This window comes from Duffyella gerundensis, assembly GCF_001517405.1.
Taxonomy (GTDB): Bacteria; Pseudomonadota; Gammaproteobacteria; order Enterobacterales; family Enterobacteriaceae; genus Duffyella; species Duffyella gerundensis.
Map to the genome: position 1 here is coordinate 2006744 of NZ_LN907827.1, position 13560 is coordinate 2020303.

11 protein-coding genes are annotated in these 13560 nt (G+C 56.1%); 9 read left to right on the plus strand and 2 right to left on the minus strand.

Annotation, left to right across the window (positions count from 1 at the left end):
* The first annotated feature begins 459 nt into the window (after positions 1-459).
* On the plus strand, positions 460-1413 hold the full coding sequence (gene ydgH / locus EM595_RS09320) for a DUF1471 family protein YdgH (RefSeq protein WP_067430794.1): 954 nt from the start codon (positions 460-462) through the stop codon (positions 1411-1413).
* Between the two features lie 186 nt (positions 1414-1599).
* Positions 1600-2985: an amino acid permease gene (locus tag EM595_RS09325; protein ID WP_067430797.1), complete on the plus strand. Its 1386-nt coding sequence runs from the start codon at positions 1600-1602 to the stop codon at positions 2983-2985.
* Here EM595_RS09325 and EM595_RS09330 read toward each other — a convergent pair.
* Complete coding sequence (locus EM595_RS09330; protein WP_067430800.1) at positions 2982-3395, minus strand: hypothetical protein; 414 nt, start codon at positions 3393-3395, stop codon at positions 2982-2984. The genes EM595_RS09325 and EM595_RS09330 overlap by 4 nt on opposite strands.
* A gap of 174 nt (positions 3396-3569) precedes the next feature.
* Between EM595_RS09330 and rstA the strand changes: the two genes are divergently transcribed.
* The 6 genes from rstA to EM595_RS09355 all read left to right on the plus strand — a co-directional run bounded on the left by rstA (position 3570) and on the right by EM595_RS09355 (position 8798).
* Positions 3570-4286, plus strand: coding sequence for a two-component system response regulator RstA (rstA, locus tag EM595_RS09335; RefSeq protein ID WP_067430803.1), 717 nt, complete (start codon positions 3570-3572; stop codon positions 4284-4286).
* Positions 4283-5584, plus strand: coding sequence for a two-component system sensor histidine kinase RstB (gene rstB / locus EM595_RS09340; RefSeq protein ID WP_067430806.1), 1302 nt, complete (start codon positions 4283-4285; stop codon positions 5582-5584). The genes rstA and rstB overlap by 4 nt, the downstream gene beginning before the upstream one ends.
* 26 nt (positions 5585-5610) lie before the next feature.
* On the plus strand, positions 5611-7098 hold the full coding sequence (locus EM595_RS09345; protein ID WP_067430809.1) for a carboxypeptidase M32: 1488 nt from the start codon (positions 5611-5613) through the stop codon (positions 7096-7098).
* Positions 7099-7280: 182 nt separating this feature from the next.
* Positions 7281-7724 (plus strand): acid resistance repetitive basic protein Asr, encoded by a 444-nt coding sequence (gene asr / locus EM595_RS09350; protein ID WP_067435332.1) that lies wholly within the window; start codon positions 7281-7283, stop codon positions 7722-7724.
* Positions 7725-7796: 72 nt separating this feature from the next.
* A complete protein-coding gene (ydgU, locus tag EM595_RS21580) occupies positions 7797-7877 on the plus strand; it encodes a small membrane protein YdgU (protein ID WP_473213621.1) in 81 nt (26 codons plus the stop codon).
* A 117-nt stretch (positions 7878-7994) separates the two neighbouring features.
* Positions 7995-8798 (plus strand): trypsin-like serine peptidase, encoded by an 804-nt coding sequence (locus tag EM595_RS09355; RefSeq protein WP_067430812.1) that lies wholly within the window; start codon positions 7995-7997, stop codon positions 8796-8798.
* Between the two features lie 14 nt (positions 8799-8812).
* Here the strand turns inward: EM595_RS09355 and hrpA are convergent, their stop codons facing one another.
* Positions 8813-12715, minus strand: coding sequence for an ATP-dependent RNA helicase HrpA (hrpA, locus tag EM595_RS09360; protein WP_067430815.1), 3903 nt, complete (start codon positions 12713-12715; stop codon positions 8813-8815).
* Between the two features lie 235 nt (positions 12716-12950).
* On the opposite strand from hrpA, the gene EM595_RS09365 reads away from it, so the two are divergent.
* On the plus strand, positions 12951-13550 hold the full coding sequence (locus EM595_RS09365) for an FMN-dependent NADH-azoreductase (protein ID WP_067430818.1): 600 nt from the start codon (positions 12951-12953) through the stop codon (positions 13548-13550).
* The last annotated feature ends 10 nt before the right edge of the window (positions 13551-13560 follow it).

Genomic DNA, 13560 nt, shown 5'->3' on the forward strand with positions numbered 1-13560 from the left:
ATGTGCCGTCGCAGAGGAGATATTTTGCGAAATTGTTATTTTATGCGCGGTAATTTGTTATTTTTTGGTGCGATGAAAATCATTAAAAAGATAAAATCGCACAATGTTTTCACAATAAGGCATTGCGAAATAAGCGAGGAAACGATCAGCAACACTATCACCGCTTTATGACATTATTTAATTCGTTATCCTCGGCTTAGCGATAAATATTATGCCTTGCGCGCCGTCTTGCGGAGGGATCGGCCGTCTGCTATGGTGGCTACCGCCTCCGGCGGCGCAGATGCCGTCGTCTATTCCCTCGTGCAGATAACTGACCCTCTCGACAACCGCGTTTCTCCACAGCACGGCCGGGCAGAAAAATCACAGGACGGTGAGGCAGTAAAATGAAAAGCCGATATTGTGGGCGGTGCAGACCGGTGCGTTTTTGATCTTTTTTGCGTAAGGCGAAGGACACTTTATATGAAGCTGAAGAATTCCATTCTGGCGTCAACCCTGTTAACGCTGCTGGCGGCAAATGCCTGGGCAGCCGAGGAGATTTCGCCAGAGAAAGCGGCCACGTTGCAACCATTCGAACGTATTAATGTCAGCGGCCGTTTTAATGCCATCGGCGACGCCAGCGACGCGGTCTCCAAACGTGCCGATGAGATGGGCGCGGCGTATTACTATATTCAGGGTATTAACGATACCAACGGCAACGGCGGCAACTGGCGTGTGACTGCCGATCTCTATCGTGCCGATGCCCCTGCTGCCAGCGATAAGCAAACCTACCGCAAGTTCAACGGTGTACGTGAACTGCCAAAGGCCGAGGCGTATCAGCTGGAGCCGTTTGATACCGTTTCAGTAAGCGGGTTCTATCGCAGCCAGCCCGATGTGAATGATGCCATTTCCAAAGCCGCCAAAGAAAAAGGCGCGGAGTCATTCTTTATCGTTCGTCAAATTGATGCCAACAACGGCGGCAACCAGTACGTTACCGCCTATGTTTACAAAGCCGACGCGAAGAAACGTGCGGTGCAGAGTCCAAACCTGATCCCACGTGATTCAGAAGCGGGCAAAGCGGCACTGGCGGCGGGCGGTGCGGCGGCGAAACAGGTTGAACTGCCGGGCGTTGCCTCGTCAGAAACCCCAAGCGCCAGCGTGGGCCGTTTTTATGAAACGCAGAGCTCAACCGGCAAACGTTATACCGTCAATCTGCCAAATGGCCAGTCGGTGCAGGAAGTTAACGCCATCAGCGCGGCGCAAATGCAGCCCTTTGATACCGTTACCTTTACCGGTCACTTCGGCACGCCAACTCAAATTTCAGAAGAAGTGGCGAAACGCGGTGCCGCCAAGGGCGCGAAGTATTATCACATCACGCGTCAGTGGCAGAACCAAAGCGGTGGTAACCTCACTGTTACCGCCGATTTGTTCAAGTAATTCACTTCGGGCAGCATTTATGCTGCCCTTTTTGCTTCATCCCCAGTCTTTTCTGCATATCCATGCATTGCACTTGCCTGTCGCTCTCCGTAGAATCAGCCGCCGATAAGTCGGCGCACCTTTGCCCCGAACAGATGATTTTTAACGGCACAGTTGGCGTATAACAGGCCAACGCAGGACAGCATTTTGGAAAAAAAACTTGGTCTTACCGCGCTAACCGCACTGGTACTCAGCTCGATGCTTGGCGCGGGCGTTTTCAGCCTGCCGCAAAACATGGCGGCGGTGGCCAGCCCGGCCGCGCTCCTGATTGGCTGGGCTATTACCGGGGTCGGCATTGTGATGCTGGCGATGGCGATGCTGCTGCTGACGCGCATCAAACCTGAACTCGACGGCGGCATTTTCAGCTACGCGCGCGCTGGCTTTGGTGAAGTGATGGGCTTTTGCTCCGCCTGGGGCTACTGGCTCTGCGCGGTGATCGCCAACGTCTCCTATCTGGTGATTGTCTTTTCCGCCTTCAGCTTCTTTACCGACACGCCCGATCGGGTGATTTTCGGCGACGGCAACACCTGGCAATCGATGATCGGCGCCTCGGTGCTGCTCTGGCTGGTGCACTGGCTGGTATTGCGCGGCGTACAGACGGCGGCGGGCATCAATCTGCTGGCCACGCTGGGCAAGCTGGTCCCTTTGGCGGTGTTTGTGGTGTTGGCGATTGCCGCGTTTAACCTCGACAAGTTCCGCCTCGATTTCACCGGCATTGAACTGGGCCAGCCGGTCTGGCAGCAGGTAAAGCAGACCATGCTGATTACGTTATGGGTATTTATTGGCGTTGAAGGCGCGGTGGTGGTTTCATCGCGCGCCAGCAATAAGCGCGACGTTGGCCGCGCCACCATGTTAGCGGTGCTGGCAGCGCTGGTGGTTTACCTGCTGGTAACGATGCTGTCGCTGGGCATTATTCCGCGCGCTGAGCTGGCGGAAATGCGTAACCCTTCAATGGGTGGCCTGATGGCGCTGCTGCTGGGCGGTGGCGGTCATGTGCTGATCGCGGTTGGGCTGCTGATTTCCGTCTGTGGCGCCTATCTCAGCTGGACTATCATGGCCGCTGAAGTGCCGTTTATTGCCGCCCAACAGGGTGCCTTCCCGCGTTCACTCAGCAAGCAAAATGCCCGTCAGGCTCCGGCCGCTTCACTGTGGCTCACCAACGGCAGCGTGCAAATTTGCCTGATTCTGATTGCCCTGACCCATGCTGATTACAACACGCTGCTGACCATCGCCTCAGAGATGATTCTGGTGCCTTATCTGCTGGTTGGGCTGTATCTGTGGAAAGTGGCGGCGGGCAAACCCAAAGTGCTGTTTGTTGCCGCAGGCGCGACGATTTATGGTTTGTGGCTGCTCTACGCATCGGGGCCGATGCATCTGCTGATGTCCGTGGTGCTTTACGCGCCGGGGCTGCTGCTGTTCCTGTTCGCCCGTCGTGGCGGACGCGGCACCAGCCCGTTGCATATCGCGGAAAAAGCGCTGATGGTGCTGTTGATTGTGGCGGCAGTGCCGGCGGTATGGATGCTGCTGCGTTAGTGCGCGACGGCAGGAATTAACACGGTAAGCCGCTCATCCTGTTGCGACAGCTCGAGCGGTTTGCCATATTCCTGATGGATGGCGGCAAGCTGTTTATCGGATAGCGCGTACGGCAGCAGAATATCAAACTGAGCGATCTGCTGCTGCTCAGCCAGCGTGACCAGGCGGGCGAGATTGATCTCATCGCTGACCTGAGTGGAAATGATTTGTAATGCTAATTCTTTCAGGCGGTCGTTGTTTGCCTGTGGCGTGCTGGCTGACTGACGTGTCACCATGCCAAAGATAGGCAGGACGCCGTAAATGGCATCAACAAAGCTCCAGCGTTTCTTACACGAGGCGGAGAGAAAATCAATATAATTGAAGCAGATGCGGCCACCAATTCCAGCCGTTACCGGCGCCTTGTCAGACACTCTCGCTCTCCTCACGTTCATCCCGTTAAACTGCTGTCTGCACCCTTGCAGCTGCCAATGATGGCACAAACCAGGGGCTTGATACTATAGATAGCAGGTTATTTAATATTGATGAATAGAGCTGCAAACTCAGAAAGGATATGCTGCGCTAATCGGTGACCATGGCTCATAAAGATGAATAAAATTGTATTTGTAGAAGATGACGCTGAAGTCGGCGAGCTGATTGCCGCCTATTTAGGCCGACATGATATTCATGTCATCGTTGAGGGCCGCGGCGATCGCGCTGAAGAGGTGATTCAGCGGGAAAACCCGGAGCTGGTCATGCTGGATATCATGCTGCCGGGCAAAGATGGCATGACGCTGTGTCGCGATTTACGCGCCAGCTGGCAGGGGCCAATCGTGCTGCTGACCTCGCTGGACAGCGATATGAATCATATCCTTTCGCTGGAAATGGGCGCCAACGATTACATTCTGAAAACCACGCCGCCCGCGGTGTTACTGGCACGGCTGCGCCTGCATCTGCGTCAGGCAAGCAGCAGCGGCGAAGAGATTGCACCGGTGGTAAGCCGCCACAAGCTGCTGCAATTTGGCACGCTGAGCATCGACCCGGTGAATCGCCAGGTTCAGCTGCAGGACGAAGAGATTGTGCTCTCCACCGCCGACTTTGATCTGCTGTGGGAGCTGGCGACCCACGCCGGACAGATACTTAATCGCGATGCGCTACTGAAAACCCTGCGCGGCGTCAGCTATGACGGCATGGATCGCAGCATCGATGTCGCGATATCGCGCCTGCGTAAGAAGCTCAACGACAGCGCCACTGAACCCTATCGCATCAAGACCATACGCAATAAAGGTTATCTGTTTGCGCCGCACGCCTGGCAATCGGCATGAGAAAGTTATTTATTCAGTTTTACCTGCTGCTGTTTGTCTGCTTCCTGGTCATGGCGATGATGGTCGGGCTGGTATACAAATTTACCGCCGAGCGCGCGGGACGCCAGTCGATGGATGACCTGATGAAAAGCTCGCTGTATTTGATGCGCAGCGAGCTGCGGGAGATCCCGCCCCGTGACTGGAACAAAACCATCAAGAATCTCGATCTCAACCTGTCGTTTAAGCTGCACATTGAGCCGTTGAGCAAGTTCACGCTCGATCCGCCGACGCTGCGCCGTCTGCGCGCCGGTGAGATCATTGCTCAGGACGATCAATACACCTTTCTGCAGCATATTCCGCGCAGCCACTATGTGCTGGTGGTCGGACCGATTCCCTATCTGTTCTATTTACATGAGATGCGCCTGCTGGATATCGCGCTGCTGGCGTTTATCGGCGTGTCGCTGGCGCTGCCGGTATTTATCTGGATGCGGCCACACTGGAAAGAGATGTTAAAACTGGAAGCGGCCGCACAGCGTTTTGGTAAGGGCCATCTTGATGAACGAATACATTTTGACAGCGCTTCCAGCCTGCTGCGGTTGGGCATTGCCTTTAACCAGATGGCCGATAATATCAACACCCTGGTCGCCAGCAAGAAACGGCTGATTGATGGCATTGCTCATGAGTTACGCACGCCGCTGGTGCGGCTGCGCTATCGACTGGAAATGAGTGAAAACCTGACCGCCAGCGAATCGCAGGCGCTAAATCGCGATATCGGCCAGCTGGAATCGCTGATTGAAGAGCTGCTGACCTATGCGCGTCTCGATCGTCCCCGGGTCGATCTCCAGTTGCAGCGCGTCGATCTCGCCGCCTGGCTACGGGAACGCATTGAGGATGCCCGTTCGCTCAATCCGCAGCACGATATCGAACTGGATATGCCGCAGCGTGAAAATATTGGCCTGTCCGATAACCGGCTGATGGAGCGTGTGCTGGATAATTTGATCAACAACGCGCTGCGCTATGCGCAACAGCGTCTGCGCGTCAGCCTGTGGTTTGACAGCGGGCTCGCCTGCTTGCAGGTTGAAGACGATGGTCCCGGCATACCGCAGGCGGAACGCGAGCGAGTGTTTGAGCCCTTTGTTCGTCTTGATCCCAGCCGCGATCGCGCCACCGGCGGCTGTGGGCTGGGGCTGGCGATTGTGCACTCTATTGCGCTGGCATTTAATGGCGAGGTACTGATTGAAAGCAGCCCGCTGGGCGGCGCCAGCGTTCGCTTTTGCTGGCCGGTTGATCTACCCTTGCGTACTATCCAGCAGGTTTAATTAAAGATAAATCAGGGAGTTCTGTTATGAGCACCGCCTACCAGCAGCTAACCGCTACCTTTTTGCGCCTGTCGCGCTTTGGCCACCTTTCCGCTATTGCCGGCTGGGATATGCAGACCATGATGCCGCCCGCCGGTAGCCGCGTGCGCGGCGAGGCGCTGGCTGAGCTCAGCGTATTGCAGCATGAAATTCTCACCGATAAACGCACCGCGGCGCTGCTGGACGAAGCAGAACAGGCGTCGCTGAATGACGTGGAGCGCGCCAACCTGCTCGAAATGCGCCGCGCCTGGCAACAGGCAGCGCTGCTGCCCGCCTCACTGGTTGAAGCGAAATCGATCGCCGGTTCGCGCTGCGAACACGCCTGGCGTCAGCAGCGCCCGGCAAATGACTGGCAGGGCTTTGCTGCCAACCTGAAAGAGGTGGTAAAACTCAGCCGGGAAGAAGCGGCGATGCGTGCCGATGCCAACGGCGGCTCACGCTATGACGCCCTGCTCGACCTGTTTGAACCGGGTATGAACAGCGCACAGCTCGATCAAACCTTCGGCGATTTGAAAACCTGGCTGCCCGATTTGCTGCAGCGAGTGCAGGAAAAACAGGCACAGCAGCCGATCGACTTTCCGCTGGGGCCGTTTGCCGTTGAGGGCCAGCGTCAGCTTGGTCTTGCGGTAATGAAGCAGCTTGGCTTTGATTTCAACGCGGGCCGACTTGACGTCAGCGCGCACCCATTCTGCGGCGGTGTGCCGGAAGATGTCCGCATCACCACCCGCTACAGCGAAAACGAATTCCTCAGCGCGCTGATGGGCGTCATCCATGAAACGGGCCATGCGCGCTATGAACAGAACCTGCCGAAGCAGTGGCCAGGCCAGCCGGTTGCACTGGCGCGCTCCACCGCCATTCATGAGTCGCAGAGCCTGTTTATGGAGATGCAACTCGGCCGCAGCGCCCCTTTCCTGCAGCTCATCCTGCCGCAAATCAAAGCGCAGCTCGGCGACCAGCCCGCGCTGGATGCAGACAACTACATTCGCCTGACGCAGCGGGTTAAATCGAGCCTAATTCGCGTCGATGCCGATGAGGTGAGCTATCCGGCACACGTCATTCTGCGCTACGAAATCGAGCGTGCGCTGATCGAAGGGGAAATCGAGGTAGACGATATTCCTGCTATGTGGGATGAAAAGATGATGGCCTATCTTAATCTTGATACGCGTGGCAACTATCGTGACGGCTGCATGCAGGATATTCACTGGACCGACGGCGCCTTTGGCTATTTCCCTACCTACACGCTGGGTGCGATGTATGCGGCGCAGCTGTTCCAGGCGGTCAAACGTGCGCTGCCACAGCTCGACAGCCTGATCCAAAGTGGCGATCTGCAGCCCATATTCGACTGGTTGCAGCAGAACATCTGGCAGCACGGCAGCCGTTTCAGTACACAGCAGCTGATGGTTAATGCCACCGGTGAGCCGCTCAATCCGCACTGGTTCCGTCAGCATCTTGAAACACGTTACCTCGGCGCATAAGCTTTTCGGCGGCCTGCGGGCCGCCTTTATCTCTCCCTTTGAGTTGCTGCTTACCCACCGCTGTACAATCGGTTACACGCCGATACCAAACACTCACGGAAACTTGTCATCGCTTCTCATATAGTCTTTTCACCGGCCCCGCAGTGGGCTGCTACATGAAAAACACTTTTGAGGGTTTAACGATGAAAAAATTAGTAACTCTGGTTGTCGCCGCTGCAATGGGTCTTTCTTCAGCTGCGTTTGCTGCTGAAACTACCGCCGCTCCTGCCACAACAGATTCAGCTGCAGCAACTACCCACACCACACATGTTGCTAAAAAGCATCATAAAATGGCGAAGAAAACCGTTGCTCAGAAAGCGCAGGCCGCTAAGCAGCACAAGAAAACCGCTAAAAAACCTGTTGCCCAGAAAGCGCAGGCGGCTAAGAAGCATCACAAAGCCAGCAAAAAACCTGTAGCGCAGACAGCTCAGGCCGCTAAAAAGCACCACAAAGCAGCGACCAAACCTGTAGCACAGAAAGCGCAGGCGGCTAAAAAGCATCATAAAGCCACCAAAAAACCTGTAGCGCAGAAAGCGCAGGCGGCTAAAAAGCATCACAAAGCTGTTAAGAAAACCGCTGCTAAATAAGTTTCATGCAGACGTAATGGTATCAGCGAAACACCCGGTTATGCCGGGTGTTTGTTTAATGGAGGCGCGGAAATGGCCCGTCGCTATCGCTTCGAAATCATTTTATTTGTGATGATCCTCTGTGGGATCGCGGCCGCCTGCTGCTATATTTGAACGCTGTAGCGTGCTGATATTTCGTAGTAAACTCCCTGTTTCACTTTGCACCGTCTATAGTTAACGCATCTGCGACAATCTACTATTTGTTGGTACTTACGCTCTTCTGAGAGAACTATGCGCCTATCTGCTCTGTTTTTGGTTGGACTGTGCTCTGTTTCTTTTACCAGCCACGCTGATGACGATGCACCTGATGCAAACGACACCCGTACGCTTTTTTTTGGCAAAGATGACCGTGTGGCCATCACCGACCCGGCAACTCTGCCGTGGGAAGCGATTGGACAGCTTGAAACGGAGAGCGGCAATCTCTGCACCGCAACGCTGATTTCCGCGCATCTCGCCCTGACGGCTGGCCACTGCCTGCTCACCCCGCCGGGAAAGTTTGACCCGCCGGTTGCGGTGCGCTTTATGGCCAATGCGAAAGGCTGGCGTTACGAAATTCATGATGTGGAAGCACGCGTTGAGCCCTCTTTAGCAAAAAAACTCAAGGCAGATGGCGAAGGCTGGATTGTCCCGGCAAAGGCGGCACCCTTCGATTATGGGCTGATTGTGCTGCGTAACCCCCCTTCTGGCATTACGCCGATTCCGCTGTTCAGCGGCAGTCGCAGCGATTTAACCGCCGCGCTAAAACTCACCGGCCGCAAGGTGACGCAGGCGGGCTATCCCGAAGATCATCTTGATACGCTCTATTCTCACAGCGATTGCCTCATCACCGGCTGGGCGCAAAACGCCGTGCTTTCGCACCAGTGTGACACGCTACCGGGCGACAGCGGATCACCGTTACTGCTGAATACCGCCGACGGCTGGCAGCTGATCGCGGTGCAAAGCTCGGCGCCGGCGGCGAAAGATCGCTATCTGGCCGATAATCGCGCCATCGCCGTCACCTCGTTTCGCGATCGCCTGGAAGATCTGGCGCTGTAAAACAGCGCCCTTGTTTACTGCCCAATTGCCTCCATCGCCTGCTGAATACGCTTCTCTGAAATCGGGAAAGGCGTGCCGAGTTGCTGCGCGAAATAACTGATGCGCAGCTCTTCAATCATCCAGCGGATCTCTTCCACGTCGCTGTCATGACGTCGCGTTGCTGGCAGCTTGTTCAGCCAGCTCTGCCTCGTCTGCTCCATCGCCTGCACTTTCAGCATGCGCGCGCGATCGCTGTGCGGATCCACCGGCAGCTTTTCCAGCCGACGTTCAATGCCGTGCAAATAGCGCAACGTATCGCCCAGCCTTTTCCAGCCGTTGCCGGTCACAAACCCGCGATACACCAGGCCGCTCATCTGCGCCTTGATATCCGACAACGCCAGTGCCATGGTCATATCGACCCGTCCTTTCAGGCGTTTATTGATGTTAAACACCGCGGTAAGAATCTGCTCGACCTGTTTAGCAATCTCCACCACCGTATCGTTAAGCTCACCGCGTACCTTTTCATGCAGCCGCTCAAACTCTGCGGCTTTCCAGGTTGGGCCGCCAAAATCGGCAATCAGCTTGTCGATGCCGCAGGCGATGCAGTCGTCGATCAGCTCCAGCACTTTGCCATACGGGTTGAAATAGAGACCCAGCTTCGCTTTATTGGGCAATTTTTCATGCAGGTATTTCACCGGCGACGGCACGTTTAGCAGCAGAAGACGGCGCTGCCCCTGCCACATCGCCTGTTGCTGATCGTGTTCGTTATCAAACAGTCGAATGGCGACGCTCTCTTTCTCGTCCACCAGCGCGGGCCAGGCTTTCATCTTGTAGCCGCCCCGTTTCTGCTCGAAGTGATCCGGCAGGTCGCCAAAGCTCCAGATATGCAGGCCGCTCTGTTCCAGGCCATCATCGGCCACCAGCGACAGCGTTTCCTGCACCTTCTCTTTCAGGCTCGCCTTCAGTGTGTTGAGATCTTTGCCCTCACGCAGCTTGCGATTATGCTCGTCCACCACGCGGAAGGTGATTTTCAGATGATCGGGTACTTGATCCCATTGCCAGGCGTCCCGCTCAATGGTCACGCCGGTCATGCGGCGGAACTCGCGCTCCAGCGCATCCAGCAGCGGCATTTCCATCGCCGTGACGCGCCCCAGAAAGGCGTCGGCGTAATTAGGCGCAGGCACCAGATTGCGTCGCACCGGTTTTGGCAGCGATTTAATCAACGCGACGATCAGCTCACGCCGTACGCCGGGGATCTGCCACTCAAAGCCCGCTTCTTCCACCTGATTCAGCAGCGGCAGCGGGATGTGCACGGTCACGCCATCGGCATCGGCGCCGGGTTCAAACTGGTAGCTGAGCTTCAGCTTGAGATTGCCCTGATGCCAGAAGTTAGGGTAATCGAGCTGGCTAATGTTGCCTGCGCCCTCTTTGATCAGCATCTGTTTGTCAAAGTTGAGCAACTCTGGCGTCTCGCGGCTTGCCTTTTTCCACCAGCTGTCAAAATGTCGTCCCGACACCACATCCTGCCCGATACGCCGATCGTAAAAGGCAAACAGCGTTTCATCATCGACCAGAATGTCGCGGCGGCGGGATTTGTGCTCCAGATCTTCGACTTCACTGCGTAGTTTCTGGTTGCTGCGGAAGAAGGCGTGGCGGGTTTGCCAGTCGCCTTCCACCAGCGCATGGCGAATAAACAGCTCGCGTGACAGCACCGGATCGATGCTGCCGTAGTTAACCTTACGGGCCGCGACGATCGGCAGGCCATACAGCGTCACCTTTTCCGTGGCCATTACCGCGCCCTGGGCTTTTTCCCAGTGCGGTTCGCTGTAACTGCGTTTGATCAGATGCTGCGCCAGCGGCTCAATCCATTCCGGATCGATGCGCGCCGCAATACGGCCCCACAGGCGGCTGGTTTCAACCAGCTCGGCCACCATGGTCCACTTCGGCGGTTTTTTAAACAGCGCAGAGCCCGGGAAAATCGAAAAACGGGCGTTACGCGCGCCGGTAAATTCCTGCTTTTCGGCATCTTTGAGGCCGATGTGCGACAGCAGGCCGCTCAGCAGCGCCAGATGGATTTCGCGGAACGGCGCAGGCTCGCTGTTCACCGGCATGCCCAGCTCACGCACCACCTGCCGCAGCTGAGTATAAATATCCTGCCATTCCCGCACGCGCAGGTAGTTGAGGTAATCGACTTTGCACTGGCGGCGGAACTGATTGCCGGAGAGCGCTTTTTGCTGCTCCTGCACGTAGTTCCACAGATTAACCCAGGCCAAAAAGTCCGACTCTTTATCGGCGAAGCGGCGATGTTTTTCATCGGAGGCCTGCTGTTTATCCGCCGGCCGCTCGCGCGGATCCTGAATTGACAGCGCGGCGGTGATAATCATCACCTCGCGCACGCAGCCATATTTCTGCGCCGCCAGCACCATGCGCGCCAGGCGCGGATCCACCGGCAGCTGCGCCAGCTGGCGGCCATCCGGCGTCAGCGTATAGCGCTGATCGTCAACCACCTCAATCGCGCCCAGCTCTTCCAGCAGGCGCACGCCATCCTGAATATGCCGCTTATCCGGCGCCTCAACAAATGGAAAGGCGCTGATGTCACCGAGGCCCAGCGCGGTCATCTGTAAAATCACCGACGCCAGATTGGTGCGTAAAATTTCCGGATCGGTAAATTCCGGGCGGTTATTGAAATCCTCTTCGGCATAGAGGCGAATACAGATGCCTTCGGAGACGCGTCCGCAACGCCCTTTACGCTGGTTAGCTGATGCCTGTGACACCGGCTCAATCGGCAGACGTTGCACCTTGGTACGGTAGCTGTAGCGGCTGATGCGTGCGGTGCCGGGATCGATAACATACTTAATGCCCGGCACGGTCAGTGAGGTTTCCGCGACGTTGGTCGCCAGCACGATGCGACGGCCACTGTGCGACTGGAAAACCCGGTTCTGCTCGGCGTTAGAGAGCCGCGCGTAGAGCGGTAAAATCTCGGTATGCGGCAAATCGCGACGGTTTAGCGCGTCGGCGGTATCGCGAATTTCACGCTCACCGCTCATAAAAATCAGGATATCGCCGCGACTTTCGTTGCCCAGCTCATCAACGGCATCAAAAATGGCCTGTAGCTGATCGCGATCGCCCTCGTCGCTCTCTTCGCTGACCGGACGATAGCGTACTTCTACCGGATAGGTGCGGCCCGAAACTTCCACCACCGGCGCATTGTTAAAGTGGCGCGAAAAACGCTGCGGATCGATGGTTGCCGAGGTAATGATCACCTTTAAATCGGGACGGCGCGGCAGCAGCTGACGCAGATAGCCGAGCAGGAAATCGATGTTCAGGCTGCGTTCATGTGCTTCATCAATGATGATGGTGTCGTACTGCATCAACAGGCGGTCCTGCTGGATTTCTGCCAGCAGAATACCGTCGGTCATCAGTTTTACCTGGGTGGTTTCACTGACCTGATCGTTGAAGCGCACCTTATAGCCGATGCAACCACCGAGCGTGGTCTCCAGCTCTTCGGCGATGCGGTTGGCGACCGTGCGGGCCGCCAGTCGACGCGGCTGCGTGTGACCGATCAGCCCTTTAATTCCGCGCCCCAGCGACATACAGATTTTAGGCAGCTGCGTGGTTTTGCCCGAGCCGGTTTCCCCGGCCACGATCACCACCTGATGATCGCGAATGGCATCGGCAATCACCTGCTGCTTTTGGCTGACCGGCAAATTTTCCGGAAAAGTGATACGCGGCGTGGCCGCGCGGCGCTGGGCAACCCGCTGTTCCGCTTGGGCGATCTCAGCGGCCAGCGTTTCAGCGATATCCTGCTGCGCAGCGCCCTGTCTGGCTTTTTTAGCGCCCTGCAACCGGCGCATCAGTCGCTGGCGATCGCGCAGCATCAGGTTGTCCAGCCGGGGCATTAGCGCAGAAAGTTGGGCGTGCTGTGAATCTGAAGACATAGTTATATTTACCTGGTCGGCGCGGCGCCGGCTAACGTGCCGCCTGTTACTGACGGCTGAGATGCATTGTTTTGCCACGCATTTTAGCACAAAGCGAAAGGGGGCAGGTTTAAGCGGATGTTGTTCAATAAATTCGAACATAGCTCTCGAAATATTCAACTTTCACTGGCAGAAGTTTGTCCCTAAAGTGTAATGCATTGAGCGGATATCCCTCCGCGTAAAACAGGAAACAGACATGAGCAAAGTATTGGTTCTCAAATCCAGCATTCTTGCCGGTTATTCGCAATCAAGCCAGCTGGCTGATTTCTACATTGAGCAGGCTAAAAGCAACGGCGATGATGTCACCGTACGCGATCTGGCTGCTAACCCGATTCCGGTGCTGGATGGTGAACTGGTTGGCGCATTACGCCCTTCCGACGCCGAGCTGAGCGCACGTCAGCAGGAAGCGCTGGCGCTGTCCGATGAGCTGATTGCTGAGCTGCAGGCACATGACGTGTTTGTTATTGCGGCACCGATGTACAATTTCAACATCCCGACGCAGTTAAAAAACTATTTTGACCTGGTGGCTCGTGCAGGCGTGACGTTCCGTTACACCGAAGCCGGCCCGGAAGGCCTGATCACCGGCAAACGCGCGATTATCATCTCCAGCCGCGGCGGGATCCACAAAGACACTCCAAGCGATCTGCTGACCCCTTACCTGAAGCTGTTCCTCGGCTTCCTCGGCATCGCTGACGTTGAGTTCGTTTTTGCAGAAGGCATCGCGTACGGTCCAGAAGTGGCAGCTAAAGCCACGGACGACGCTAAAAAATCATTAGAACAGCTTGCTACCGCTTAATTTTTCGCGC